The organism is Shinella sp. GW821-FHT11G07 (assembly GCF_058808115.1).
The window spans coordinates 278,975-305,305 of the sequence record NZ_JBXARJ010000005.1 but is presented as its reverse complement, the minus strand read 5'-3'; the positions used below and the strand labels follow the sequence as shown (position 1 = coordinate 305,305).

Annotated in this window: 21 protein-coding genes and 1 pseudogene; 8 read left to right on the top strand and 14 right to left on the bottom strand. The window is 62.8% G+C overall.

The window, feature by feature from the left end; genetic code table 11:
• Positions 1 to 86 precede the first annotated feature (86 nt).
• Positions 87 to 4,868 carry an NAD-glutamate dehydrogenase gene (locus tag AC1RT2_RS12465; RefSeq protein WP_493102232.1) on the bottom strand — a complete coding sequence of 1,594 codons (4,782 nt, stop codon included), beginning with the start codon at positions 4,866 to 4,868 and terminating at the stop codon, positions 87 to 89.
• Between the two features lie 275 nt (positions 4,869 to 5,143).
• On the opposite strand from AC1RT2_RS12465, the gene pdxY reads away from it, so the two are divergent.
• Together pdxY and AC1RT2_RS12455 are read left to right on the top strand one after the other, a co-directional pair.
• Positions 5,144 to 6,019 carry a pyridoxal kinase PdxY gene (gene pdxY, locus AC1RT2_RS12460; RefSeq protein WP_493102230.1) on the top strand — a complete coding sequence of 292 codons (876 nt, stop codon included), beginning with the start codon at positions 5,144 to 5,146 and terminating at the stop codon, positions 6,017 to 6,019.
• An 89-nt stretch (positions 6,020 to 6,108) separates the two neighbouring features.
• Complete coding sequence (locus AC1RT2_RS12455; protein WP_069060564.1) at positions 6,109 to 6,750, top strand: carbonic anhydrase; 642 nt, start codon at positions 6,109 to 6,111, stop codon at positions 6,748 to 6,750.
• Positions 6,751 to 6,890: 140 nt separating this feature from the next.
• Here AC1RT2_RS12455 and AC1RT2_RS12450 read toward each other — a convergent pair whose 3' ends face one another.
• Together AC1RT2_RS12450 and AC1RT2_RS12445 are read right to left on the bottom strand one after the other, a co-directional pair.
• On the bottom strand, positions 6,891 to 7,712 hold the full coding sequence (locus AC1RT2_RS12450) for a lytic murein transglycosylase (RefSeq protein ID WP_493102229.1): 822 nt from the start codon (positions 7,710 to 7,712) through the stop codon (positions 6,891 to 6,893).
• 234 nt (positions 7,713 to 7,946) lie between these two features.
• Positions 7,947 to 8,981, bottom strand: coding sequence for an aspartate-semialdehyde dehydrogenase (locus tag AC1RT2_RS12445; protein WP_493102228.1), 1,035 nt, complete (start codon positions 8,979 to 8,981; stop codon positions 7,947 to 7,949).
• 490 nt (positions 8,982 to 9,471) lie between these two features.
• On the opposite strand from AC1RT2_RS12445, the gene AC1RT2_RS12440 reads away from it, so the two are divergent.
• Positions 9,472 to 11,361, top strand: coding sequence for an MFS transporter (locus AC1RT2_RS12440; protein WP_069060567.1), 1,890 nt, complete (start codon positions 9,472 to 9,474; stop codon positions 11,359 to 11,361).
• A 59-nt stretch (positions 11,362 to 11,420) separates the two neighbouring features.
• Here AC1RT2_RS12440 and AC1RT2_RS12435 read toward each other — a convergent pair whose 3' ends face one another.
• From AC1RT2_RS12435 to AC1RT2_RS12415, 5 genes are all read right to left on the bottom strand, one after another.
• On the bottom strand, positions 11,421 to 12,119 hold the full coding sequence (locus AC1RT2_RS12435; protein ID WP_493102226.1) for a phosphatase PAP2 family protein: 699 nt from the start codon (positions 12,117 to 12,119) through the stop codon (positions 11,421 to 11,423).
• 122 nt (positions 12,120 to 12,241) lie between these two features.
• Positions 12,242 to 13,351 (bottom strand): 3-isopropylmalate dehydrogenase, encoded by a 1,110-nt coding sequence (gene leuB, locus AC1RT2_RS12430; RefSeq protein WP_493102224.1) that lies wholly within the window; start codon positions 13,349 to 13,351, stop codon positions 12,242 to 12,244.
• A 96-nt stretch (positions 13,352 to 13,447) separates the two neighbouring features.
• On the bottom strand, positions 13,448 to 13,828 hold the full coding sequence (locus tag AC1RT2_RS12425; protein ID WP_493102222.1) for a RidA family protein: 381 nt from the start codon (positions 13,826 to 13,828) through the stop codon (positions 13,448 to 13,450).
• A gap of 4 nt (positions 13,829 to 13,832) precedes the next feature.
• Positions 13,833 to 14,438, bottom strand: a complete 606-nt coding sequence (gene leuD, locus AC1RT2_RS12420) for a 3-isopropylmalate dehydratase small subunit (RefSeq protein WP_069060571.1) — start codon at positions 14,436 to 14,438, stop codon at positions 13,833 to 13,835.
• A gap of 154 nt (positions 14,439 to 14,592) precedes the next feature.
• On the bottom strand, positions 14,593 to 14,847 hold the full coding sequence (locus AC1RT2_RS12415) for a hypothetical protein (protein ID WP_261005332.1): 255 nt from the start codon (positions 14,845 to 14,847) through the stop codon (positions 14,593 to 14,595).
• Positions 14,848 to 14,970: 123 nt separating this feature from the next.
• On the opposite strand from AC1RT2_RS12415, the gene AC1RT2_RS12410 reads away from it, so the two are divergent.
• The gene (locus AC1RT2_RS12410) at positions 14,971 to 15,882 is read left to right on the top strand and encodes an HpcH/HpaI aldolase/citrate lyase family protein (RefSeq protein ID WP_493102219.1); all 912 of its coding nucleotides are present in this window, start codon (positions 14,971 to 14,973) and stop codon (positions 15,880 to 15,882) included.
• Positions 15,879 to 16,085: a DUF1737 domain-containing protein gene (locus tag AC1RT2_RS12405; RefSeq protein ID WP_493102217.1), complete on the top strand. Its 207-nt coding sequence runs from the start codon at positions 15,879 to 15,881 to the stop codon at positions 16,083 to 16,085. The genes AC1RT2_RS12410 and AC1RT2_RS12405 overlap by 4 nt, the downstream gene beginning before the upstream one ends.
• 22 nt (positions 16,086 to 16,107) lie before the next feature.
• Here the strand turns inward: AC1RT2_RS12405 and AC1RT2_RS12400 are convergent, their stop codons facing one another.
• Positions 16,108 to 16,542, bottom strand: a complete 435-nt coding sequence (locus AC1RT2_RS12400; RefSeq protein WP_069061576.1) for a metallopeptidase family protein — start codon at positions 16,540 to 16,542, stop codon at positions 16,108 to 16,110.
• 332 nt (positions 16,543 to 16,874) lie between these two features.
• Here AC1RT2_RS12400 and AC1RT2_RS12395 point away from each other — a divergent pair.
• The 3 genes and pseudogenes from AC1RT2_RS12395 (at position 16,875) to AC1RT2_RS12385 (ending at position 21,014) form a co-directional block, all read left to right on the top strand.
• Positions 16,875 to 17,245, top strand: a pseudogene (locus tag AC1RT2_RS12395) ((2Fe-2S)-binding protein).
• Complete coding sequence (gene bfr / locus AC1RT2_RS12390) at positions 17,211 to 17,696, top strand: bacterioferritin (RefSeq protein WP_069060575.1); 486 nt, start codon at positions 17,211 to 17,213, stop codon at positions 17,694 to 17,696. The pseudogene AC1RT2_RS12395 and the gene bfr overlap by 35 nt, the downstream one beginning before the upstream one ends.
• A 345-nt stretch (positions 17,697 to 18,041) precedes the next feature.
• Entirely contained in the window at positions 18,042 to 21,014 is a 2,973-nt protein-coding gene (locus AC1RT2_RS12385) for a calcium-binding protein (protein WP_493102214.1), read from the top strand.
• Between the two features lie 51 nt (positions 21,015 to 21,065).
• Here AC1RT2_RS12385 and AC1RT2_RS12380 read toward each other — a convergent pair whose 3' ends face one another.
• The 5 genes from AC1RT2_RS12380 to rlmH form a co-directional block, all read right to left on the bottom strand.
• Positions 21,066 to 21,593 carry an RNA pyrophosphohydrolase gene (locus tag AC1RT2_RS12380; RefSeq protein WP_493102212.1) on the bottom strand — a complete coding sequence of 176 codons (528 nt, stop codon included), beginning with the start codon at positions 21,591 to 21,593 and terminating at the stop codon, positions 21,066 to 21,068.
• Positions 21,594 to 21,602: 9 nt separating this feature from the next.
• Positions 21,603 to 22,805, bottom strand: coding sequence for a divergent polysaccharide deacetylase family protein (locus AC1RT2_RS12375; RefSeq protein ID WP_493102210.1), 1,203 nt, complete (start codon positions 22,803 to 22,805; stop codon positions 21,603 to 21,605).
• A 72-nt stretch (positions 22,806 to 22,877) separates the two neighbouring features.
• Positions 22,878 to 24,200, bottom strand: a complete 1,323-nt coding sequence (locus AC1RT2_RS12370) for a S41 family peptidase (protein ID WP_069060579.1) — start codon at positions 24,198 to 24,200, stop codon at positions 22,878 to 22,880.
• Positions 24,190 to 25,620 carry a murein hydrolase activator EnvC family protein gene (locus AC1RT2_RS12365; RefSeq protein ID WP_493102208.1) on the bottom strand — a complete coding sequence of 477 codons (1,431 nt, stop codon included), beginning with the start codon at positions 25,618 to 25,620 and terminating at the stop codon, positions 24,190 to 24,192. The genes AC1RT2_RS12370 and AC1RT2_RS12365 overlap by 11 nt, the downstream gene beginning before the upstream one ends.
• Before the next feature lie 154 nt (positions 25,621 to 25,774).
• Complete coding sequence (gene rlmH, locus AC1RT2_RS12360) at positions 25,775 to 26,257, bottom strand: 23S rRNA (pseudouridine(1915)-N(3))-methyltransferase RlmH (RefSeq protein WP_069060580.1); 483 nt, start codon at positions 26,255 to 26,257, stop codon at positions 25,775 to 25,777.
• Between the last annotated feature and the right edge of the window lie 74 nt (positions 26,258 to 26,331).

Genomic DNA, 26,331 nt, shown 5'->3' with positions numbered 1-26,331 from the left:
CTCCTGAAACGCGGGGCGAAGACTGAGCGCCCGTCCGCAAGCCGGCTAATGAAGCCTATGCTTCGTCAACCGGCAGCAGGACTGTGTCATTTCGCCCGTTCCTGCGCAAGATCGCTGAGGACGCCTGCGGCGACGCTCACCTTCGCGAGCGTGGCCTCGCCCGCTTCGATCAGCGCAGAGAGATTGGCCGTCACACGGGCAAGCTTCTTCTCGTCAGCCTGTTGCCAGGCCGCGAGCGGCGCCTTGTCGCCCTTGTGGCGCGTCAGGACGACCGTCGCGAGATCGCGGCGGGCATTGGCGATGTCGGTGAGGCTGCGTTGCAGGGCGAGCGCCTCGTAGAGATCGCCGGTCTGGATGCGGCTTGCCGCCGAGAGCAGCCGGCCGATATTGAGCGTCGAGCTGATACCGGCGAAGGTCTGCGCGGTCTTGCCGAGCGTGTCGCCCGTCGACCCGGCAATCAGCATCACCTCCGGCACAAAGATCAGCATGGAGAGCGTGGCGATTTCTTCCGCCAGATCCGCCGGCACGCCTTCGTCCTCATAGGCATGGGCCTTGCGGCGGGCTTCGTCGCCAGCCGCTTCCGAAATCAGCGTCGAAAGATGCGGGCGAAGCTGCTTCAGCGCCTGCTTCAGCTTGTGCACTGCCTGCTCCATCGAGCCCGATACCGCGCCCGTCGTCAAAAGCAGGCTTGTGACGGTGGCGTAGATGCGGCCGATCTCCTCATAGAGTTCGTTCTGCACGGACCCGGCGACGAGAGTGTCCAGCGCATCGACGCCGGCATAGAGCGCCGAGAGGCCGTAGCCATCGCGGGCGATGACGGCCGCCTTCACGGCATCCGCCGGACCGAAGCCGGTGCCATCGGTCAGCGTGGTGATGAAGGCCGGGCCGCCGCGGTTGATCACCTCGTTGGCGAGGATGGTCGCGATGATTTCCCGGCGCAGGCGATGCGAGCGGATGTCGTCCGCATAGGTTTTCTGCATCTTCGCCGGGAAGTAGCTCATCAGCGTCGGTTCGAAATAGGGCTCGTCCGGCAGGCCGGTGTGGACGAGCTCGTCGAACAGCACGAGCTTGGCATAGGAGAGCAGCACGCCGATCTCCGGCCGCGTCAGCGGCTTGCCAGCCTGGTAGCGTTCCGCCACCGTGCGGTCGTCCGGCAGGGTCTCGACCTTGCGGTTGAGCTGCCCGGCAGTTTCCAGGCGGTCCATCAGGCGCGTCAGCGGCGCGCGGTTGGCAACACCCTGCTTTTCGATGAGCGAGATCGCCAGCGATTGCAGGTAGTTGTTGCGCAGCACGAGGTGGCCCACCTCGTCCGTCATCGAGGCGAGCAACACGTTGCGCTTGGCGCGCGTCAGCCGCTCGTCACGCATGGCGGAAGCGAGCGCGATCTTGATGTTGACCTCGACGTCCGACGAATTCACGCCGGCCGAGTTGTCGATGGCGTCGGAGTTGCAGCGCCCGCCCTTGAGGCCGAAGGCGATGCGGCCGCGCTGGGTAACGCCGAGGTTTGCGCCCTCGCCGATCACCTTGGCGCGCACATCGTCGGCGACGATGCGGATCGGGTCATTGGCGCGGTCGCCGACTTCCGCGTCGGTTTCGTTCTGGCCGCGGATATAGGTGCCGATGCCGCCGAACCACATCAGGTCGACCGGGGCCTTCAGGATCGCCGTCATGATTTCGAACGGCGTCGCCTTGGCCTTGTCGATGCCGATGACCGCCATGGCTTCCGGCGTCAGCGTCACGGATTTTTCCGTACGCGGGATGATCATCGCACCCTTGGAGAGCACGGAACGATCATAGTCCTGCCAGCTCGAGCGCGGCAGGGCGAACATGCGGCGACGCTCCGCGAAGGACGTATCGGTATCCGGCGACGGATCGATGAAGATATCCCGGTGGTCGAAGGCGGCCAGCAGGCGGATTTTCCGCGACAGCAGCATGCCGTTGCCAAAAACGTCGCCCGACATGTCGCCGACGCCGGCAACGGTGAAGGGCGTCTTCTGGATGTCGATGTTCATTTCACGGAAGTGGCGCTTGACGGTTTCCCAGGCGCCGCGGGCGGTGATGCCCATCTTCTTGTGGTCGTAGCCGGCAGAGCCACCCGACGCGAAGGCGTCGTCGAGCCAGAAGCCGGCTTCCTGTGCCAGACCGTTCGCGGTGTCGGAGAAGGTTGCGGTGCCCTTGTCGGCGGCGACGACGAAATAGGGATCGTCACCGTCGAGGCGGACCGTATCGGCGGGCGGCACGATGTCCTGGCCGACAATGTTGTCGGTGACCGAGAGCAGCGTGCGGATATAGGTCTTGTAGGCCTCGGTGCCGGCCTTGAAGATGGCGTCGCGGCTGCCGCCAACCGGCAACTGCTTCGGATAGAAGCCGCCCTTGGCGCCGACCGGCACGATGACCGAGTTCTTCACCTGCTGCGCCTTCACGAGGCCCAGCACTTCCGTGCGGTAGTCCTGTGCACGGTCGGACCAGCGCAGGCCGCCGCGGGCGACCTTGCCGAAGCGCAGGTGCACGCCCTCGACCTCGGCGCCGTAGACGAAGATTTCGCGGAAGGGGCGTGGTTCCGGCAGGCCGTCCAGCGCCTTCGGATCGAGCTTGATCGCCAGCGTCTTGCGCGGCTTGCCGTCGGCATCGCGCTGGAAGTAGTTGGTGCGCAGCGTCGCCTGGATGGCGTTGACGTAGCGGCGGAGAATCCGGTCCTCGTCGAGGCTCGGCACGTTGGCCAGGGCTTCTTCGATCGCCGTCGCCGTTTCACCGGTCTTCTTCTCGCGCTGGCGGTCCGAAAACTTCGGGTCGAGGCGGGTCTTGAACAGGCGGAAGAGGTTGGAGGCGATCGCCGGATACTTGTTGAGCGTATCGGCAATATAGCCCTGCGAATAGGGAATGCCGGTCTGGCGCAGGTAGCGCGAATAGGTGCGCAGCGCCATGATTTCGCGGGCGGAAAGCCCACCGGTCAGGATGAGACGGTTCAGCGCGTCATCGTCCACCTCGCCATGCCAGGCGGCAAGGAAGGCTTCCTCCAGCATCGGGCTCAGTTTGTCGAGGTTGATCTCGATCCCGTCGCGGTGCTTCAGCTCCATGTCATGCAGGATGACGCGGCGCTGTTCGCCATCGAGACCCACGACGGTCAGGTCGTGCGTCTGTTCGCTGATGACGTTGAAGCCGAGATTTTCCAAGAGCGGCACGCGCTTCGACAGCGACACAGGTTCGTTGGCGTGGAAGATTTTCAACTCGACCGAGCTGAGATCGGTGTTCCAGGCCTTGCGGTAGAAGGCGATGCTGATCGGGTTTTCGGATGTTGCCGTGGTAATCAGGGCAAGGTCCGCATGGGCCTCGGCGGGTGTGAAATCCTCCTGGTAGCCGCGGTCGGCGACCAGTCGCAGGCCATCGGCATTGGAGAGTGCTTCGAAACGGTCGGTCCAGCGGGTGGCGATCTCGCGCACGGCCTGCTCGAGCTTTGCCTGCGGGATGCGCGGCGTCTTGCCGCCGGAGCGGCCGACGATGAAATGCACGCGGGCAAGGCCGCCTTCCGGGAAAGCCGGATAATAGGCGGAGACGCGGCCGTCATAAGCCGACTTCAGATAATTGCCGATTTTTTCGCGCACGTCGGAATCGTATTGCTCGCGCGGCACGTAAACGATCACCGAGACGAAACGGTCGAAGCGGTCGATGCGCGGCAGCACGCGAATGCGCGGCCGGTCGGACAGTTCGTTGATCTGTTCGCAGAAGCTGGCAAGCAGGCCGGTGTCGATCTGGAAGAGATCGTCACGCGGATAGGATTCCAGCGTGTTGATCAGCATCTTGCCGGAATGGCTCTTCGGGTCGTAGCCGAAATGCTCGACAACATCCGCCACCTTGGAGCGCAGAAGCGGGATCTGGCCGGCGGCATGGGTATAGGCTGTCGAGGTGAAGAGGCCGACGATGCGCAACTCGCCGATCACCTTGCCCTTCTCGTTGAAACGCTTGAGGCCGACATAATCCATATAGGCGCGACGGTGCACGACGGATTTCACATTTGCCTTGGTGACGATCAGCAGATCCGGGCCTTCGAGGAATTCCAGGATTTCCGGCGTCGTCGTCACGGCGTCCTTGCCGAGGCGCAGCACGCGGACGTCCGGGTCGGCGAGAATGCCGAGGCCTTCGCCGCCGCGCTCCACGGTCGCCTGCTCGCCCTTGCCGGAATAGCTGTATTCGCGCATGCCGAGGAAGGTGAAGTTGTTGCCGCGCAGCCAGGTCAGGAAGGCGAGCGCCTCGTCCTTGTCGGCCTTGGCCTTGGCGTAGCGCTCCATGTCGGCCATGGCGCTGTCGAGTTTTTCGACCATGGAAGGCCAGTCGTCGACGGCGACATGAACCTGGTGAAGCACGTTGCGGACCCGCTCGGTGAGCGACGCCGCCTCATTGGGCGCGAGCTCCGAGAGATGGATCTCGATATGGCTGACCCGCTGCGTCGGCTCGCTTTCCTCGTCCGGCGAGAAGAGCTTCGGCGCTTCACCGGGCTTCACCACGAGGATCGGGTGGATCGCGAGGTGTACGTCGCGATGTGTGCTCGTCACTTCGCCCATCACCGAATCGTAGAGGAACGGCTGGTTGCGGTCGGTAACGGAGAGCACGGAGACCGGCTGGCCCTGGGGCCGGACGTCAGGCAGCGTGGTGACGGTCACGCGCGGCGCGGAGCCGTCCCAGGCCTCGATTTCGGCCATGGCATGGGCGGCGGCTGCAGCCAGCATTTCGCCGGTATAATGCTCGATATCGTCCTTGCTGGCACGTCCGAAAAGGATGTCCGGGTTCAGCGTCTTTGCGCCGAGGGCGGCGGCTGCAGCTTTGGCGGCCTCGATGTGTTTTTCTCGTTTCACGTTGGTCCTGGCACCCATGGAATTTTCCCTCGAATCCGATCGCCGGACGTTAGCAGAAGAAAAAATACGCGCGACGAAATTTGTGCATTTGCGAGAAAATTCAATCGATTTTGTCCGGAATAGGTCAGTTTTGCTGACGTTTTGACGTTAAATCGGGGTTTTTTCGTCGAAAAGCAGCCAAAAACCGGCGGAAGCCGTTCCATGTTGCCCTGCAGCGACAGGCACTTGCCATGTCGGGCGTTGACAGGAAAACACCCCCTTGTCATCACTCGAACGGAACGAGGGAGCAGGCTATGACCGAGAGCGACAAGGGCACCGTCATCGTCATTTCGAGCCATGTGGTGCGCGGCACGGTGGGCAACCGCGCCGCCGTCTTCGCACTCGAAACACTCGGCCATCCGGTCTGGGCGCTGCCGACGGTCATTCTGCCCTGGCATCCCGGCCACGGAAAATCGACGCGGGTGGCGATTTCGGCGGATGATTTCGACGCGATGATATCAGACCTCACCCGAGCACCATGGCGGAGCGAGGTGAAAGCCGTCTTGTCCGGCTATCTCGGTAGCGTTGCGCAGGCGCGCGCCGTGGCGCGGCTGGTTGAAAGCCTTCGTGTGGACAATCCCAATCTTCTTTACATGTGCGATCCGGTCTGCGGCGATGAGAACGGCCTCTATATCGCGGAAGAAACGGCGGTGGCGATCCGCGACAGCCTGATCCCGCTCGCCTCGATCGCCACGCCCAACCGCTTCGAACTGGCCTGGCTCGCCGGCGCGCCGCTTGAGACCAATGCGGCAATCGTTGATGCTGCCCTCTCGCTCGGCCCGGCCCGCATGCTCGTGACCTCCTCGCTGCCGCTGATGGCGGGCAGCACGGGCAATCTCTATCTTTCCGGCCGCAGCGCGCTTCTGGCGGAACACCGGCTCGTGCCGAACCCGCCGAACGGCACCGGCGACCTGCTTGCCGCGATCTTCCTGTCCCGGCTGATGGAAAAGCTACCGGAAGAGCGCGCGCTGATGATGGCGACCGCCAGCGTCTTCGAGATTGTCGCACGCACCGCAAAGCGTGGTGCCGACGAACTGACGCTCGAGCAGGACGCCGCCAGCATTTCGACACCCATGGCCATGGTGCAGATGCGCCGCCTTGTGCATCCGGCGCAGACGCGACGGCCCTAAAGCGCCTTGCGCCCTGCCCTGCGGAGTGGTTTATGCACTTCCGGATGGGGCCTCATCCGTAGATCGTTACACGGGGGTATTCCGACATCATGAACCGCTTTCCCGATCGTCTTCTGAACGGCTACCGCAATTTCATGTCCGGCCGCTATGCCGAACAATCGGCGCGCTACAGGGCCTTGGCCGAGACCGGCCAGAAGCCAAAGACCCTCGTGATTGCCTGTTGTGACTCCCGCGCTGCACCGGAAACTATTTTCGACAGCGGGCCGGGCGAACTTTTCGTGGTGCGCAACGTGGCGAACCTCGTGCCGCCCTACGAGCCGGACGGCCAGTTCCACGCAACCTCGGCAGCGCTCGAATTCGCGGTGCAATCGCTGAAGGTCAGCGATATCGTCGTCATGGGCCATGGTCGCTGCGGCGGCATTTCGGCCGCGCTCGACCCGGATGCCGAGCCGCTATCGCCCGGTGACTTCATCGGCAAGTGGATGGGCATGCTGAAGCCCGTTGCCGAGCAAATCCAGGGCGCTGAAATCCTGACGCAGGCTGAGCGCCAGCGTGCGCTGGAGCGCGTCTCCATCCGCAACTCGCTTGCCAATCTGCGGACGTTCCCTTGCGTGCGCATTCTGGAAGAGAAAGGCCGCATGCAACTGCACGGCTCCTGGTTCGATATTTCGACCGGCGAGCTTTGGGTCATGGACGGCAAGACGGGCGACTTTTTACGCCCGAGCCTCTAGAGCAATTTCAGCAAAGCCCGGAATCGCGAAAACGAGCGGGAGAGCTTTTTCGCGATTTAAAACAAAGCGGGCATGCTCAAAATGCAAAAACCCGGCGCGAAGGCTCGCACCGGGTTTTCTGTATTCAAATCTTATCCGGCTCAGTCGCCGTCGATTTCCGCGCCGATGATGGCGATCGCGCGCTGGTAGACGCTGGCCGCGTTCCAGCCCTGCAAGGCGCCAAAGTTGCCCTCGCCCGGCTGATAACCACCGCCGGCACTCCAGCCGTGGCCGCGCAGGAAGTTCGCCGTCGAGGCGAGCGCATCGGCCTTCGAGCCGACGAGGTCGATGCGGCCGTTGCCGTCACCGTCGACGCCATATTTCAGCACGTTTGCCGGCAGGAACTGCGTCTGGCCGATTTCGCCATGTGCCGCACCACGGGCTGTGGTGCTGAGCGTGCCGTTCTGCACGAGTTGCAGCGTTGCGTAGAGCTGGTTGGTGAAATAGTCCGACCGGCGGCAGTCATAGGCGAGTGTCGCGACGGCCGAGATCGTGTGTTCCTTGCCGAGGAAGCCGCCGAAGCCGGTTTCCATGCCCCAGATGGCGAGCAGCGGACCGGCCGGCACGCCGTAGCGCGCTTCGATACGGTCGAAGAGGGCAGCGTTCTGCTTCTTCAGGCCCTTGCCGCGGCGGATGATCGCCTGGCCGCCGCGCTTCTGCATGAACTGCTCGAGCGAGAGCTTGAAGCTTTTCTGGCCGCGGTCGGCGCGGATCGTCGCGCGCGCGTAGCTGACATTGGCGAAAGCCTTGTTGATCGTCGCGCTGCTGATGCCGCGGCCGGCCGCCTCATCCTTGAATGCCTCGACCCAGGCCGGAAAACCGCTCGCATCGTTGCCGCACTTGGCAGCCTCAGCCACCGCCGGCACCGCTGCTGTGGCGATCAATGCGGCCAGCACCTTGGCCACGCTCTTTGTCATGCCCATAAAAAACCCCGTGATGTTCGTCTATCCGCTGCGGGAGCATGTCATGCTCCCCTGTTCCTGTCACCGCAACTCGCCGTGAGCCCGCTCCGGCGAGACCGCCGGCATGGTTTCAAAGCGAAGTCCCGATTGTTCTCAGACGGAACAACCGGGACTTTTATTTAAACTTGGTTAAGGGAACGTTGCCATTTCTGACCGAAATGCGCCAGACGCCCCTTCTCCTCGTCTTTCGTTCAATCAGGCGGCCTGCTTCTTCGCCTTGATCAGGCCACGGGCAACGAGCAGCTCCGCAATCTGGATGGCGTTGAGGGCGGCACCCTTGCGCAGGTTGTCGGAAACGACCCAGATGTTGAGGCCGTTCTCGACGGTTGCGTCCTCGCGGATGCGCGAAATGTAGGTCGCGTCTTCACCGGCCGATTCGTACGGCGTGATGTAGCCGCCGTTTTCGTGCTTGTCGATGACCTGGCAACCCGGCGCTTCGCGCAGGATCTCGCGGGCTTCGTCCGCCGTGATTTCGCTTTCGAACTCGATGTTGACCGATTCGGAATGGCCGATGAAGACCGGAACGCGCACGGCCGTGCAGGTCACCTTGATCTTCGGGTCGAGCATCTTCTTGGTCTCGGCGAGAACCTTCCACTCTTCCTTCGTGTAGCCATCTTCCATGAAACTATCGATATGCGGAATGACGTTGAAGGCGATGCGCTTGGTGAACTTCTTCGATTCGACCGGATCGGCGACGAAGACGGCGCGGGTCTGCTGGAAGAGTTCGTCCATGCCTTCCTTGCCGGCGCCGGAGACGGACTGGTAGGTCGAGACGACGACGCGCTTGATCTTGGCGCGATCATGCAGCGGCTTCAGCGCGACGACCAGCTGGGCGGTCGAGCAATTCGGGTTGGCAATGATGTTCTTGCGGGTGAACAGGCTGATGGCGTCCGGGTTCACTTCCGGAACGATCAGCGGAACGTCGGCGTCGTAGCGCCAGGCGGACGAGTTGTCGATGACGACGCAGCCCTTGGCGCCGATCTTCGGCGACCACTTCTGCGAAACCGTGCCGCCAGCCGACATCAGGCAGATGTCGGTGTCCGAGAAGTCGTAGTTTTCGAGGTTCTGGACCTTCAGCGTCTTGTCGCCGAAGGACACTTCGGTGCCGAACGAGCGGCTGGAGGCCAGCGCCACGACTTCGTCAGCCGGGAAGCCCCGCTCGGAAAGGATGTTCAGCATCTCACGGCCGACATTGCCGGTCGCGCCGACGATTGCGATCTTGAAACCCATATTTATGCTCTCTTTCTCTGTCTCTCCGCGGGGTCAGGAGGGGAAACCCGCCGGCCTCGACGCGGGTTTCGGTCCCCGGCCATACCGGGGAGAGAGCGGTGGGCCAGAGACGTCAGACGGTTTTCGTCGTCGTTTTGGCCGTTGTTTTGGAAATCGATACGCAATAGCGAACCCGTCCGGCGTTGAAGGCCGGAGCGATCATGCTGGCGATGGTTAGACCAAAGCGGTTCATGTCGGTTCCCTTGCGTGCGTGCTGAATACGCTCATCTTGCGAAGAGTCAAGCCTTGCAGGATGAATGCGGCGTTTCAGTGAGACCAGTCGCCTGTAACTTAAGTCTTAGGCCGAAAGTCATAAGCCCAAAGCAGCGCTGATGTCACAGTCCATTTTCTGCCATCCTTCCATCAGGCGCACCCCGTCCGGTGTTTTTAGGGAGGAACTCCGGACCTCCATGGGCTGCCCCGACACGCCGTTTTTGTGGAGGACAAACAAATGGCAAATGTTTCGACGGCAGGCACCGCCAAGGCGGCGCCGATGACCGGCGAGCAGAAGAAGGTGATCTTCGCCTCTTCGCTCGGCACAGTTTTCGAATGGTATGATTTCTATCTTTACGGTTCGCTGGCGATCTATATCGGCGCGACTTTCTTCAGCCAGTATCCAGAAACGACGCGCAACATCTTCGCGCTGCTGGCCTTTGCTGCCGGCTTTCTCGTTCGTCCGTTCGGCGCGCTGGTGTTCGGTCGTCTCGGCGATCTCGTCGGCCGCAAGTACACCTTCCTCGTCACCATTCTCATCATGGGCGTCTCGACCTTCGTCGTGGGCCTTCTGCCCGGTGCCGCCACCATCGGTATCGCCGCTCCGATCATCCTGATCCTGCTGCGCATGCTGCAGGGCCTGGCGCTCGGCGGTGAATATGGCGGTGCTGCCACCTACGTCGCGGAACATGCTCCCGACGGCAGGCGCGGCTACTTCACCTCGTGGATCCAGACAACGGCGACGCTCGGCCTGTTCCTGTCGCTGGTCGTCATCCTCGCGGTGCAATACATTCTCGGCAAGGAAGCCTTCGCCGAATGGGGCTGGCGCATTCCGTTCCTGCTCTCGGCCATTCTGCTCGGCGTTTCCGTATGGATCCGTCTGAAGATGAACGAATCGCCGGCCTTCGCGAAAATGAAGGAAGAGGGCAAGGGTTCCAAGGCACCGCTCAGCGAAGCCTTCGGCCAGTGGCGCAACGCCAAGATCGCGCTGCTCGCACTGTTCGGCGCCGTCGTCGGCCAGGCCGTCGTCTGGTATTCCGGCCAGTTCTACGCGCTGTTCTTCCTGACCGGCGTGCTGAAGGTCGACGGTCAGTCGGCGAACATCATGGTTGCCTGCTCGCTGCTGCTAGGCACCGGCTTCTTCGTCTTCTTCGGCTGGCTGTCCGACAAGATCGGCCGCAAGCCGATCATCATGGCCGGCCTGCTGCTTGCCATGCTAACCTACTTCCCGCTGTTCAAGGCGCTGACCTGGGCCGGCAACCCGGCACTTGCACAGGCACAGGACACGATCCGCGCGACGGTTACCGCCGCTCCGGGCGACTGCAAGTTCCAGTTCAACCCGACGGGAACTGCGAAGTTCACCACGTCGTGCGATATCGCAACATCGTTCCTGACCCGCAACTCGGTGCCCTATGACGTCGTCACCACGGCGGCTGCCGGCACGGCTGCGACGGTGAAGATCGGCGAGCAGACGATCAACAGCTATGACGCCATCGCCGCAGGCGACCAGGCCAAGGCTCTCGACGCTGCCTTCCAGAAGCAGACCAACATGGCGCTTCATGACGGCGGTTATCCGCTGGTCCGCGGTGCCGCCAAGGTTCCGGAAGCCAAGCTCGATGCCTTCGTCGCCGCGAACCCGGAACTCGCCCTTGATGCGGCGGCCATCCGTGCCGGCGAAAAGGCCAACATGCCGGCAGCCGACCTCATCAAGGCCAAGCTGCTGACGGCCGAAGAAGCCACCGGTGTCACCGACATGCCGGTCTACACGATTGCCGGCGGCGGTCCCTTCACCATGGTCGCCGATCCTGCAAACGTGAACTGGACCACGATCATCGCGGTGCTGACGGTCCTCGTGATCTACGTCACCATGGTCTACGGCCCGATCGCCGCCCTGCTGGTCGAACTCTTCCCGACCCGCATCCGCTACACCGGCATGTCGCTGCCCTACCATATCGGCAACGGCTGGTTCGGTGGTCTGCTCCCGGCAATGGCCTTCGCGATGAGCGCTGCCCAGGGCGATATCTACTTCGGTCTCTGGTATCCGATCGTCTTCGCAGGTCTCACGCTGGTTATCGGCCTGCTGTTCCTGCCGGAAACCAAGGACCGCGACATCCACGCCATGGATTGATCTCCCCCCTTCCGATGAGTTCATGGCAATCCGGCTCGTGGCAACACGGGCCGGGTTTTTTATTGCGCTGTTGGGGGAAGAAGCGCCTTCGGCAGCGGCCAGCCCTTCTCGTTGAAACGGAAAAGCCATTCCTTGCGGGCGAAGAAGAAGGCTGTGGCAACGGCGGTCCAGAGGCCGAGCAACAGGCCTGCGGCCACATCGCTCGGATAATGCGCGCCGACGATGACGCGCGAGACGCCGATCATCAGCGCACCGATCAAGAAGAGCGGCCGCAGCCGCGGCGCGAGCATCGAAAAGGCGCCGAAAAAGGCGCCGACGGCCGCCGAATGACCGGATGGAAAGCTGGAATAGAGATCGTCATAGGCGAAGGGCGTCAGGCTGTAGGCGCCGTGGTCGGCAAAAAGCTCCGGCCGCGCCCGCCCGACGATCAGTTTGAAGAGATGCACCAGTGCGCTTGTCGCGCCGATCGTCAGGAAGAAGTAGAGCGACAGTCGTCGCGCGGTTCTTGCCCGGCCCGCTAAGGTCTCGTTCCGGCTGACCCGGTGGATGATGTAGGCGACGATGATGATAACGGCGGAGCCGTAGATCATCCAGCTGAAGGTGCCGAAATCCGTGATGCGCTGGTTGAAGGTGACGATGGCGCCAGGCAGGCCCTGGGCGCGTTGCGACAGGGCCGGATCGAAGGGGATGAGGGCCAGGACGAGCACGACGGTGGCGGCGAGGATCCAGAGCGTGGAGGTGGCGAGCGGTCGGTTCATGGGTATCCTTCGGACATGGCGTGTGTCCCATGTGTTGGCGACCGCTGCCATTTCAAGAGAGCGGACATGAAAAAGGCTCCCGGAGCGATGCGCCGGGAGCCTTTTCAGTCGGATGGTTTGTCTCAGGCCGAGAGCTTCTTGAACGCTGCGAGGATCGCGTCGCCCATGTCCGTCGTGCCGACCTGGCGGCTGCCTTCGGACATGATGTCGCCGGTGCGAATGCCACTGTCGAGCACGTCGGCGATCGCCTTCTCGAGGTTGTCGGCCTCCGCGACCATGTTGAACGAGTAGCGCAGGCACATGGCGAAGGACGCGATCATGGCGATCGGGTTGGCAATGCCCTTGCCGGCAATGTCCGGTGCCGAGCCGTGCACGGGCTCGTAGAGCGCCTTGCGCTGGCCCTTTGCGTCCGGCGCGCCGAGCGAGGCGGACGGCAGCATGCCGAGCGAGCCGGTCAGCATGGCGGCGACGTCGGATAGCATGTCGCCGAACAGGTTGTCGGTGACGATGACGTCGAACTGTTTTGGCGCACGAACCAGCTGCATGCCGCCGGCATCCGCCAGCATGTGCTCGAGCTGCACGTCGGAATACGCGCGCTTGTGCGTTTCCGTCACGACCTGGTTCCACAGAACGCCGGACTTCATGACGTTGCGCTTTTCCATCGAGCAGACGCGGTTGCCGCGCGTGCGGGCCAGTTCGAAGGCGACGCCGGCAATGCGCTCGATCTCGTAGGTGTCGTAGACCTGCGTGTCGATGCCGCGCTTCTGGCCGTTGCCGAGATCGATGATCTCCTTCGGCTCGCCGAAATAGACGCCGCCGGTCAGTTCGCGCACGATGAGGATGTCGAGGCCCTCGACCAGCTCGGGCTTCAGCGAGGAGGCGTTGGCGAGCGCCGGATAGCAGATCGCCGGGCGCAGGTTCGCAAACAGCTTCAGGTCCTTGCGCAGGCGCAGCAGGCCGGCTTCCGGGCGCACCTCGTAGGGAACGGCATCCCATTTCGGGCCGCCGACGGCGCCGAACAGCACGGCATCGGCCGCAAGCGCCTTCTCCATGTCGCCTTCCGAGATCGCCGCCCCATGCGCGTCATAGGCCGAGCCGCCGACGAGGCCTTCGTCGGTCTCAAAGCCGGCGCCGAGTTCGGTGTTCATATAGGCGATGATCTTGCGGACTTCCGCCATGGCTTCCGGGCCGATGCCGTCGCCGGGCAGAAGGAGGAGGGTACGCGCTGTCATGGCAATTTCCTTGATGTCACGGATTGGTCGCGCGCTTCTTAGCGCAACTTCCGTTCAAGGAAAATCGCCGGGACGAAAGATTTTTGCGCGAGTGGTTCAGGTCTGTCGAAGAGCCGTCACTTCGATCTCGATCAGCATTTCCGGCCGGATGAGGTCGCAGACGACCATGGTGGCGGCGGGGCGGATCTTAGCGAATGTCTCGCCGAGGATCGGAAAGACGCGGTCGGTGAAGGCGGCTTCGGTGACGTAGTAGTGGCAGCGCACGACGTCGGCAAAGGAGAAGCCGGCCTCATCCAGAACCTCGCCAATGGTGGCGAGGCAGCGGCGCGTCTGCTCTTCGACGCTTTCCGGCATGGTCATCGTCGCGTAGTCGTAACCGGTCGTGCCGGAAACGAAACACCAGTCACCCTGAACGACGGCGCGCGAATAGCCTGCCTTCAGTTCGAAGGGAGAACCGGACGAGATGAGCCGGCGCATCGTCTCAGGCCCAGGGGCGCGAGGAGGCGTTCTGCTTCTCGAAGCTGTCGATGGCGGTCGCCTTCTCCAGCGTCAGGCCGATGTCGTCGAGGCCGTTCAGCAGGCAGTGGCGACGGAAGGCGTCGATGTCGAAGGTGATGCGGCCACCGTCGGGTCCGGTGATTTCCTGGGTTTCCAGGTCGACGGTCAGGATGGCATTGGAGCCGCGGCTGGCATCGTCCATCAGCTTGTCGAGGTCGTCCTGGCTGACGACGATCGGCAGGATGCCGTTCTTGAAACAGTTGTTGTAGAAGATGTCGGCGAAGCTGGTGGAGATGACGCAGCGGATGCCGAAGTCGAGCAGCGCCCACGGCGCGTGTTCGCGCGAGGAGCCGCAGCCGAAATTGTCGCCGGCAACCAGGATCGTGGCGTTCTGGTAGGCTGGCTTGTTCAGCACGAAGTCTTCATTGACGCTGCCGTCTTCATGAAAGCGCGCTTCGGCGAAGAGGCCCGCGCCGAGACCGGTGCGCTTGATGGTCTTCAGGTAGTCCTTCGGAATGATCATGTCCGTGTCGATGTTGACGACGGGAAGCGGCGCGGCGACGCCGGTCAGCTTGACGAACTTTTCCATGCGGATACCTCGAAAGTCGGTGATGTCGGTTCGGTCCAGCGTTTAGATCAGTTTTCCCGGAATTTGAAGGAGAATCTTCGGAAAACCGGGTCGAGCAAACGCAAAAGCCGGGCGCGGTCTGCGCCCGGTGTCCCCTTCAAGAAGAGGGATGCGGTTAGAGATCGATGATCGTGCCGCGACCGTCGTTCCAGATGCGCGGCTCGCGCTGGCCGGAAGCCGTGCGATTGTTGCGTGCGCGGGCCCTTGCCCGGACCGGGGCAGGCTGGAGCTTGCCGGCGAGCATCGAGCCCAGCATCAGCACGGCGACGATGCCGGCGATGGCAAGGCCGACGGAGGCGGCGAACAGGAAGGTCGCGCCTGCGATGAGCGTGGCGAGGACTGTGAAGACGATGGAGCGTATGCGCTGCATGGATTTTGCCCTTTCTCTAGACTGCAATGTGGGGGCCGATTTTGTTCATTGCAAGGCCGAACTCGCCGGATTCGTGGCGCTGCAGTGCTTGCCGGCTGCGACAAAGCGCGGCAAAAAGGATGGATGAACAGAACCCCGCACCACCATCCGCTTCGCCTGCGCCGTTCGGTGCTGAGCGTTCCCGCTGCAAATCCGCGTGCACTTGCCAAATCCGTGGCGCTCGATTGCGATGCGATCATCTTCGATCTTGAGGATTCGGTCCTGCCGGAGAAGAAGGCGGACGCGCGCGCTGCCCTCGTCGAGCATTTCAAGGGGCTCGGCCGGGCCTCCGGTTGCGAACATGTCATCCGGATCAATTCGCTCGACGGGGCGGACGGCGCGCTGGACCTCGAAGCGGTGCTGGACTGCATGCCGGATGCCGTGCTGCTGCCGAAAGTGTCGGAGCCGCAGGACATCCTCACCGTTGCTGACTGGCTTTCCGAGGCGGGGGCAGATGACGGTCCACGGCTCTGGGCGATGATCGAGACGGCTGCCGGTCTGCTCAATCTCGCGGCCATTGCCGAGACGGGGCGCACCCAAGGCGGCCGGCTCGATTGTTTTGTCGTCGGTCTCAACGACCTGCGCAAGGAAACGGGTATTGCCGATGTTCCGGGCCGCCCCTACCTCGTTCCCCTGTTGCTTCAGGTCGTCGTGGCGGCGCGCGCCTCGGGGCTCGATATCGTCGACGCCGTGTTCAACGATTTTTCGGATACGGACAGTCTTGAAGCGGAATGCGTGCAGGGAAGGCAGATGGGTTTCGACGGCAAGATGCTGATCCATCCCGCCCAGATTGCCATCGCCAACGAGGCCTTCGGCGTCGCTGAGGGCGATGCCGCGGAAGCACTCGCCATCGTCGCCGCCTTCGCAGCACCCGAAAATGCCGGCAAGGCCGTCATTGATCTGCGCGGCCGCATGGTCGAAAAGCTCCACGCCGACCAGGCCGGGCGTCTGCTCGCCAAGGTCGACATGATCAACGAGAGAAAGAGAAACGCATGAAAGTCTACCGTCTGCTGACCGCTCCCGACGATGCCTCGTTCTGCCACAAGGTGACGCTGGCGCTGAACAAGGGCTGGGAACTGCATGGCTCGCCGACCTACGCCTACAATGCCGACGCCAAGATCATGCAATGCGGCCAGGCGGTGGTGAAGGACGTTCCGGGCAAGGACTACACGCCGGACATCAAGCTGTCCGAGCAGTAAGCTCGAAGCAAATCGCGGCGGTTCAGCCCGCCGCGATCTCCGCGCTCGCCTCGATGCGCTCCATGTCGTCGTCGGACAGGCCGAAATGGTGGCCGATCTCGTGGATGAGCACATGGGTGATGATGTCGCCCAGCGTTTCCTCGTTCTCCGCCCAGTAATCGAGGATCGGGCGGCGGTAGAGGGTGATGCGGTTCGGCATCTCGCCGGTCTCTACGGTGAAGCGCTCGCTGATGCCGCGGCCCTCGAACAGGCCGAGCAGGTCGAACGGCGTTTCCAGCGCCATGTCTTCAAAGACGTCGTCGCTCGGGAATTCGGCGATCTCGATGATGAGGTTGCCGGTGAGCGCGCGGAATTCTTCCGGCAGATGGCCATAAGCCTCCAGCGCCAGCGATTCGAACGCGCTGATCGTCGGGGCATGGCGCGTCCGCCAATCATCGGTCTGGTCAATGCGGGCCATGGGCACTCCTTTGACCGTCATATAGACGATTTCCAGCGCTTTTCGAGGGTAGAATTTGCATGCCCTGCCCGCATTCCGTCGCGTCAATGGCACGTTTTGCGTGGCGAGCCGACTTTTCTGCCGACGGGCGTCAAAACAGCGACTTTTCGAAAAGGCGCCGCCAAAAGGCACTTTTGCAACAAATCGTGATCGGTCAGCTTGTCGCACCTGGCTCAGGATTTTCACCATGTCACAAAAGCGTAACCCTCTGAAAAGGCGATATTTCTAGTCAAGATTAGAACGACTCTAAATTAATGAGTCAACAGGGCTGACCTGTTCATTCTTGACAACCAATGTCCTCTTTTGCTTAATGCCGGAAACTCAGTACTTTGCGTATGGCAGGCAGGACGAAATGCTGGTTTGCAGCTGCAACTTCATCACCGATAAGGACATTGTTGACGTGATCAACAGCCTCCTCGACGAGGACTGTTGGCAGCTCATCGTGCCTGCAAAAGTCTACCACGCAATGCAGAAGCGCGGCCGTTGCTGCGGCTGTTTTCCCAACGTGGTGGACATCATCGTCCGCACAACCGAGCAGTACCACGCCGGCCGCCACTCGACGGACGACGAGATATTTGATTTCATGACCCGCCTCAAACAATTCCATGAAGAAAACAGGAGAGCGGATCTTGAAAGGCGACAAAAAAGTCATCGAGCAGCTTAACGAAGCGCTCCATCTCGAGCTGGGTGCTGTCAACCAGTACTGGCTCCACTACCGCCTTCTCGAGGACTGGGGTTACACGCTTCTCGCCAAGAAGGAGCGTGCCGAGTCCATCGAAGAGATGCAGCACGCCGACAAGCTGGTCGCGCGCATCATCTTCCTCGAAGGCCACCCGAACCTCCAGACCGTCGCGCCGCTTCGCATCGGCCAGAACGTCAAGGAAGTGCTGGAAGCCGACCTCGCCGGCGAATACGATGCCCGCAAGGCCTACAAGAAGTCGCGCGACATCTGTCATGATGCCGGTGACTACGTCACCATGAAGCTCTTCGAAGAGCTTTTGATCGACGAGGAAGGCCATATCGACTTCCTCGAGACCCAGCTTGAGCTTCTCGGCAAGCTCGGCGCGGAAAAGTACGGCCAGCTCAACGCCGCACCGGCCAACGAAGCCGAGTAACAGAGGGCCTCTTCGGAGCGACCCGTTCACATCATCCCGAAATCCCCGGCTTGCCCGGGGATTTTTCGTTTCCGGCCCGCCCGTCCAACCCCTGTAACCTCGGTAACAGGCAGACTTGCGCGCGCGGCCGATCCACCGCTGTCAGTTCCCGCGGAAACAGGGACCCGTCTTTTTTTGCCGAATATAGCGGCAGAACGCACGCAGTCTGCGGCGTTCGATTGAACGGACGAAGCCGGTCCCGGCTTGAAGCATTTCCTTCCAGGACCTTCGCACTTTCCATCGTGGTCTCCCAGCGGGGCCGCGGGCGGCCGGCGCATGTCCAGAACGCACGATGAGGAGACCCGAATGGGTACAATAATGGGTACGGATGGCGTCGACACTTTGCTCGGCAGCGATCTCGAGGATGATTTCATCATGGCGCTCGGCGGTGCCGACAAGGTCAATGGTGGCATGGGCCGCGACTCAATCATGGCCGGTGAAGGGGACGATACGGTCAACGGCTCGTTCCAGGACGACATGATCACGGGCGACGGGGGCAAGGATACGCTCTACGGCGACAGCGGCAGCGACATGATCGAGGGTGGTGCCGGAGCGGACAAGTACTATGGCGGCTCGGGGCGTGACACGCTGATAGTCGGCAAGCTCGCTACCGCATCCGGCGACGTGCTCGACGGCGGCTCAGGTACCGACCGAATGATCATCGACTATTCCGATCAGGCGACGGCCCTCAACATCACCATCAAGGACTGGATTTCACCGCAAACGCTGACCGGCAATGTCAGTGCGCTGAATGTCGAAAGCTTCGACATCACCGGCACCAATCTCAACGACCGCGTCACGGGCGGAAATTACTCCGACACGCTGAGGGGCGGTCGTGGTGATGACACCCTGTCCGGCGGCCGCGGCCTGGTGGACATGCTGTTTGGCGAGGACGGCAACGACACGATCCGGGGCGGCTATGGCACAGACTTCGTCGATGGTGGCGCCGGTGACGACAAGCTCTATGGCGAGCAGGGCGTAGACCTGATCAACGGCGGTGCGGGCAACGATATCGCCTATGGCGGTGCCGACTTCGACTTCATCAATGGCGATGCCGGCAATGACACGCTTTATGGCGATGCCGGCAACGACATCATCGATGGCGGCGAAGGCAACGACACGGTGAATGGCGGCACGGGCGATGACGCCCTCGACGGCGGTGATGGCAATGACATCATCGAAGGCGGCAGCGGCAACGACACGATCACCTACACCTATGGCGAGGGCAAGGACACGATCACTGACGCCAGCGGCAGCGACCGCCTGGAGATCGAGGCGTTCACCGGCAACTTCACGGCCAAGGCGGCGACCGTGGTGAATACCCTTGCCGGCGGCACGACCATCAAGGGCTTCGAGCATTACACGATAACGGCCACCGGGTCGGGTGCCAACGTGATCACCACGGGTGCCGGCAACGACGTCATCGACACGGCTGCCGGAAAGGACACCGTCAATGCCGGTGCCGGCAACGACATGGTGGAACTGGGCGAGGGCGGTGCGGACAAGGCGGATGGCGGCGCCGATTTCGACTATGTTTCGGTCGATCGCCGGTCGACCACGACCAGCCTGACCTTCGAGGCGACGGGTGCCGCCGCGAAGATCAGCGAGGGCACGACGCTGAACAACTTCGAGGTTATCGAAGTGGCCTTCGGGTCGGGCAATGACGTCGTGAAGTCCGTAGGCTCGGCGTCAGCCGTGCACTTCCTCGGTTTTGCCGGCAACGACACGCTGATCGGCACGGCCGGTGCCGATACGCTCGACGGCGGTGAAGGCAATGACAAGCTGACCTCCGGTGCCGGCAGCGATACGCTGCACGACCAGGGCGGCACCAACTCGATCAGCGCCGGCGACGGCAATGACGTCGTACGCGTTGGCGACAGTGCAAAATCCGTCGGCCACAACACGGTGGATCTCGGTACGGGCAATGACAGTTTCTACCGCACGGCCTCGACCGGCAAGTTGACGCTCGACGGCGGCATTGGCACGGATTCCGCGTCCATCGATTTCAGCAAGTACTCCACGGGGATCGTCTTCAACCTGTCGCCGAATGTCACGGTCACCGGGGCGCCGGTCACTGTCAAGAATGTCGAGCGGGTCGCACTCATCGGCGGTACCGGCAACGACACCTTTACCGGCGGTGCGCTGAGCGATGATCTGCGCGGCGGTGCGGGCACCGACACGCTCACCGGCGGCGCAGGCAACGACTACCTCTCCGGCGATGCGGGTGCCGACACGCTGCGCGGCGGTGACGGCAACGACGTGCTTTATGGCGACGGTCTCAACAAGACCGGTGGCCGCGACAAGCTCTACGGCGAGAACGGTAACGACACGGTCGGCGCCGGCATCGGCGACCTTGCGGATGGCGGCGCGGGCACCGACACCCTCAATCTGGACGTCGCGGAGCAGTCGAAGGACATCACCTTTACCTTCTCGACGGGCAAGGTGACGGTCGACAGCACGACCAGCTTCAACGCCTTCGAGGCGCTGAACTACGATGGCAGCAAGGGCAAGGACACGGTGACCGGCGGCGCGCTTGCCGACAGGCTTGAAGGCAATGCCGGCAACGACATCCTGCGCGGTGCAGCCGGCAACGACACCCTGGAAGACGGTGCGGGCAACGACCAGCTGTTCGGCGATGCCGGCAACGATGTGCTCGTGCGCACCGCGTTCACCGGCAAGGACGTCTTCGATGGCGGTTCGGGCATCGATACGCTGATGTTCGAGGACGGCCCGACTTCGGTGGTCCTCGACCTCGAAACCCAGGCAAAGAACAAGGGCCTTGCGCTTGGTCTGACCGTCAAGGGCTTCGAAATCATCCACGGCAGCAGCGCCGACGATGACATCCGGGGCGATGCCAGCAACAACACGCTCTATGGCAACGATGCCGACGACGTGTTGCAGGGGCGTGCCGGCAATGACGTTCTCGTCGGCGGGGCGGGTGACGACTGGCTGACCGGCGGAACCGGCAACGACCAGTTCGTCTTCAACCTTGCGGGCCGGGATGGCGAGGGCGACGTCATCACCGATTTCACCCGTGGCCAGGACAAGCTGATGATCGACCGCAGCGATTACGGTGTGGCGGCCGGTGACGCGGTCGTGATGCTGGTGGTCGGCGCCGATCCGGTTGCCACGAGCACGAAGGGCACCTTCCTGTTCGAAAGCGACAATGGTCGCCTCTGGTTCGATGCCGACGGTAAGGGCACGGAGGCCGATCTGGAACTCGTCGCGACGCTGCAGGGCGTCAAGACGCTGACGACCAGCGACTTCGGGTTCCTTTGAGCCTTCCCGCAAAGAAAGACCCCTCCCCGGCTTGCCGGGGAGGATTTGTTGTCAGGGTGCGAGATGCGTGAAGGCCGCGACGACTTCCTCGTAGACCTGGCGCTTGAAGGGCACGATCAGCTCCGGCAGGTCGCGCATCGGCTTCCAGTCCCAGGCGTCGAATTCCGCCTCATGGCCACCGGGCGGCGGGTTGATGGCGATTTCGCTCTCTTCGCCTTCGAAGCGAAAGGCATACCAGCGCTGGGTCTGGCCACGGAACTTGCCTTTGAGGCCGATGCCGATCAACTGGGCCGGCAGGTCGTAGTTGATCCAGCGGCCCGCGTCGGCGAGGAGCGAGACGCTCTTCATGCCGGTTTCTTCGTAGAGTTCGCGGTAGGCCGCCGCCAGCGGATCCTCATCCTCGTCGATGCCGCCCTGCGGCATTTGCCAGAGCTGCGGCGAGCCGTCATATTCGGAGTTGCCGACGGGAATCCGCCGGCCTGCCCAGACCTTGTTGTCCGCATTCAGCACCATGATGCCGACGCAGGGGCGGTAAGGCAGGTCCTCGGCCCGAACCACCTTGTGTTTGTCCTTGCCCATCGAAAATTCCTATCGTTTGGCGGGAACGGCTGCGAGCGACGCGACACCGACGATCTCGATGCCGCGACCGCCAGCTTCCTCGCACCATTCGCGAATGGCGTCCACACTTTCGTCGAAGGCTGACGCCATGCCGATCGCCGTGCCGTTGCGGCGGGCGATGCGTTCCAGTTCGTCGAGCTTCTTCAGCACCGCGTCGCGTGAAAGATCGGCGTCGAGCTGGAGGTCGGCAAAGGCATGGGGTGCCTCGACGGCGCCGGCGATCGTACCCGAAAGCGACTGCGCCGAGCTGCCGTCGTCGAGGAAGACGAGGCCGCGGTTGGAGACGTCGCGGACGATCGGTTCCAGCGCATCCGCATCCGACAGGAAGCGGCCGCCCATGAAGTTCACGATGCCCGTGTAATTGGTGACCTGTGCCATGGCGCGGTGCAGTTCCGCAAGGTTCTTGGTCTCGCTGAGATCGGTGCGCAGCGTGTAGAGGCCCGGATCGTTCTGCGGATAGTCGAAGGGCTCCAGCGGCACTTGCAGCAGGATTTCGTGACCCTTGCGACGCGCCTCCTGCATCCAGCGCGACAGGCTGTTGCCGCTGGCCGCAAAGGCGAGGGTTACCTCGCCCGGCAGCTGGCGGATGGCGCGTTGCGTACCCGTCTGGCTGAGTCCGAGCCCGCCGACGACGATGGCGATGCGCGTGCCGCGCGCACCAGACCAGGGCCGGGCATATTGGTCCATCGGCCGCGTACCGTCGAGACCGATGATCGGGATCTTGCCATCGGACGTGTCTTCGAGCAGGTCGTCGTTCGGGAAGGCGGCTGTGCGCGCATCCTGCCCGATACGATTGGCCTCGATGATCAGCGGGCCGTCGCCGTCGCGTGTACCCGGCGAGTACTTGCGCACGATATTGCCGTCGTCGGTCAACGTTTCCTCGACCTGCGCGCCGGAAAGCCCATTGGCCCTGCGCACGCCATCCTTGGCGTCGGCCGTCTTCTGGTCGGCTTTGGTGTCAGTCGCCGTTTGGGATGCGGCTTCTTCAACGGGAGCCGTGAGGGGCGCGGTGCGCAACCCGCTCGGCGCCAGCGATGTCCAGCCGGAAAAGCCGAGGAGGCCCACGATGGCGACGGCAAACACGACATTGCCGGCGGAGAACCGCGAGGGTCCTGCCGTTCCTGGCCTTGCCTTGCGGTCCTGGCCGAGAGGTGCGTGAATGTCTGTGCCCAAGGTCAGTCCGCGCTGGCCGGAAGGTGCGGAGGAAAACAGGGCCCGCGCTGCGGCGGGCCCTGCGAATGCATCTTACTTCTTCAACTCGGCCTTTTCCGGATTGGCCGGGAAAGACGGGTCGGTCTTCTGGCCGCGCAGCAGTTCCAGCGCGTACTGAAGCTGCAGGTCGTCCTTGGCTTCCGGCGGCACGTAGGCGGACGAACCCGAACCGGATTCCGTCTCGCTCTGGCCCTGGATATGGCCGCGCAGGTTCGATTCGCCGGCGGATTCCAGCTTGCCCTGCAATTCCGGCGGCAGCGGCTGTTCGACCGTGACGTCCGGCGTAATACCGGTGCCCTGGATCGATTTGCCGGATGGCGTGTAGTAGAGCGCCGTCGTCAGGCGCAGCGCACCGGCGTCACCCATCGGGATGATGGTCTGGACCGAACCCTTGCCGAAGGACCGCGTGCCGAGCACGGTGGCACGGCGCAGATCCTGCAGAGCGCCAGCGACGATTTCAGACGCCGATGCCGAACCGCCATTGACCATGACGATGACCGGCTTGCCGTCGGTGATGTCGCCCGGCGTCGCGTTGAAGCGGCGGGTTTCGTCCTCGTTGCGGCCGCGGGTCGAGACGACCTCGCCGCGTTCCAGGAAGGCGTCGGAAACGTTGATCGCCTGGTCGAGCAGACCACCCGGGTTGAGGCGCAGGTCGAGCACGTAGCCCTTCAGCTTGTCGGCCGGAACCTCTTCCTTGATCTTCTCGATCGCGGCTTCCAAGTCATCATAGGTCTTTTCCGTGAACGAGATGACGCGGAGGTAACCGACATCGCCCTCGACGCGGGATTTTACGGCCCGCACGGCGATGATGTCGCGCATGATCGTCAGTTCGATCGGCTTGTCCGCGCCCTTGCGGATCAGCGTCAGCTTGATCGGCGTGTTGACGGCGCCGCGCATCTTCTCGACGGCTTCTTCGAGCTTCAGGCCACGCACTTCCGCGCCGTCGATCTTCGCAATGAAGTCGCCCGCGAGAACACCAGCACGGGATGCCGGCGTGTCGTCGATCGGCGTGATGACCTTGACGAGCTCGTCTTCCATCGTGACTTCGATGCCGAGACCGCCGAATTCACCGCGCGTCTGCGTGCGCATGTCTTCGGCGTCCTTGGCATTCATGTAGGAGGAATGCGGGTCGAGCGAGGTGAGCATGCCGTTGATGGCATTCTCGATCAGCTGATCTTCTTTCGGCGGCGTCACGTACTGGGCGCGCACACGCTCGAAGACATCACCGAAGATGGAAAGCTCGCGATAGGTCGACGAGCCGGCAGCTTCGGCGGGCAATGTTGCCGTGTTGATGACGCTCATGGCCGTCGCACCCATGAGTGCACCGACGAGAACAAGAGAAGCCCTACGTATCATTGCGTGCCTTTCCAGCATATTTGGCGGACCACCACGGCCGGGAATCAACCGGTTTTCCGTTCTTTCGGAATTCAATGTAAAGTGTCGGCTTGTCTGTTTCCAGCGTCAAAGCGTTGACACTCGCGACCCTTTTTTCACCCATCACGGCGAGCGGTTCTCCCGCCACGACGAATTGACCCTCTCGCACGTTCACCCGGTCCATGCCGGAGAGGACGAGATGGTAGCCCGCCCCCGCATTCAGGATGATCATGCGCCCGTAACTGCGGAACGTGCCGGCAAAGACGATCCAGCCATCCGAGGGTGCCGTGACCAGCGCACCCGGATTGGCAGCCAGCGTCAGCCCCTGCGAATCATGGCCGGTGCCGTCCGCTTCGCCGAATCGGCGCAGAACGTCGCCCGCCACGGGATAATCGAGTTTTGCCTGCAGTTCGGAGAATTCGTATGCCGGAGCAATGCGGTTTTTGTCGGGCACCGCGTCGCGCGCGATCGCCCTCGCCTTCTCCCGCTCGGCCGCGCTCAGGTTGCGCAGTTCCTCTTCCTTGGAGCGCGCAAGGGCTGCCGCATCACGCACCGAGCCGATGTCGCGCTCCAGGCTGCCGATCAGGCCTTCGAGGCTGGTTGCGCGGGCTGCGAGCTCGCCGGCGCGACGGCGTTCGGCGGCGAGCGTGCGGTTGTTGGTCTCCGCCAGGGCCTCGTTCTGGGCCACCAGCAGTTCCGAGCGCTTTTCTTCCTCGATGCGCAGTTGCATCGCGTCGGTCAGCTCGGTCTTTTCCTGGTCGATATCGCTCTTGATGTCCATCAAGGAGGCGAGGTCGTCGACAAGCGCATTGGTTTCCTTGCGGATGCCCGGCACGACGGCGCCAAGCAGGATGGCACTGCGCACGGATGACAGCGCATCTTCCGGCGTCACCAGCAAGGCGGGCGGCGGATTGCGGCCCATGCGCTGGAGTGCGGCCAGAACTTCGGCGAGCAGGCCGCGGCGATCGTGCAGGGAGACGCGCACGCCGGCCTCGCGCTCGCGCATGCCTTCGAGCCGCTTTTCGCCGGCGAGGATCTTCTCTTCCATGTCCTTGCGCGTGGCGGCGGACTTGACGATCGCCTCGCGCAGGCTTTGCCGAGATTTTTCGAGCGTGGCGATTTCCGCTTCCAGCTCTTTTGTCTTCTCCGAGGAGACGGTGATCGATTGCGAGAGCGTTTCCAGCTCCCGGCGCGTGCTGTCGCGGCGAAGTGCCAGGGCTGCGGCCGGATCCGGCTCCGCCTTGGGCAGCGAGCCGGTCTTTTCGAGCGTGACCTCGGCCTCGTTCGGCTCGGCGGAAATCGGATAGGGTGCGACGGCCAGGATCACGGCAGCCGAGAGCAAAGCCGGCCGCAGCAGGCGGCCAAACCCTTCACCCCGGTTGATTGTGCCGGTTTTCCTCATCGTCTCCCGAACGTCCGTTCTCACCGCTCTATGCTGATTTGGCGCTTTCGCCAAGAAATCCCGCGATCACGAAATCAATTGGGCAACAAACAGCGCCAAAAATACGGCCTCTGCCATCCTGAACTCTGGGGCTTGCGTGGCGATGACGCTTTCGTCAGCTGCGGTGGTATGGGTGGCCGGAAAGAATAGTGACGGCGCGATAAAGCTGTTCGGCGAGCAGGATGCGCACAAGTTGGTGCGGCCAGGTCAACTTGCCGAGGCAGAGCGTGGCGTCGGCGCGGGTATAGAGGGCGGGGTCGAGCCCGTCGGCGCCGCCGATCGCGATCATCAGGTCGCGTTTGCCGCCGTCGCGAAAACCGGCAAGGAGGTCGGCAAAGGCTGGAGAATCGAGCGATTTGCCGCGCTCGTCGAGCAGGATCAGCACAGCGCCGTCAGGCAGCGCCTTTTCCAGCATCGCCGCTTCCTCGCGCTTGCGCGTCTCGGGGTTGCCGGCGCGGCTTTCGCCGACTTCGGCAAGCTTGCCGAGTTCGAGGCCGATGGCGGGACCGGCCTTCGCGAAACGGTCTATGTAGCGGGCCGCAAGATCCTTCTCCGGGCCGGCCTTCAGCCGTCCCACCGAAAAAAGTCCAACCCGCATTGCCTTCGTCCTGTCCGTTCATGGTGGCGCGAAATCGCGTCACCTCTTTTCCTCACCGGACAGGTGTCCGGCAC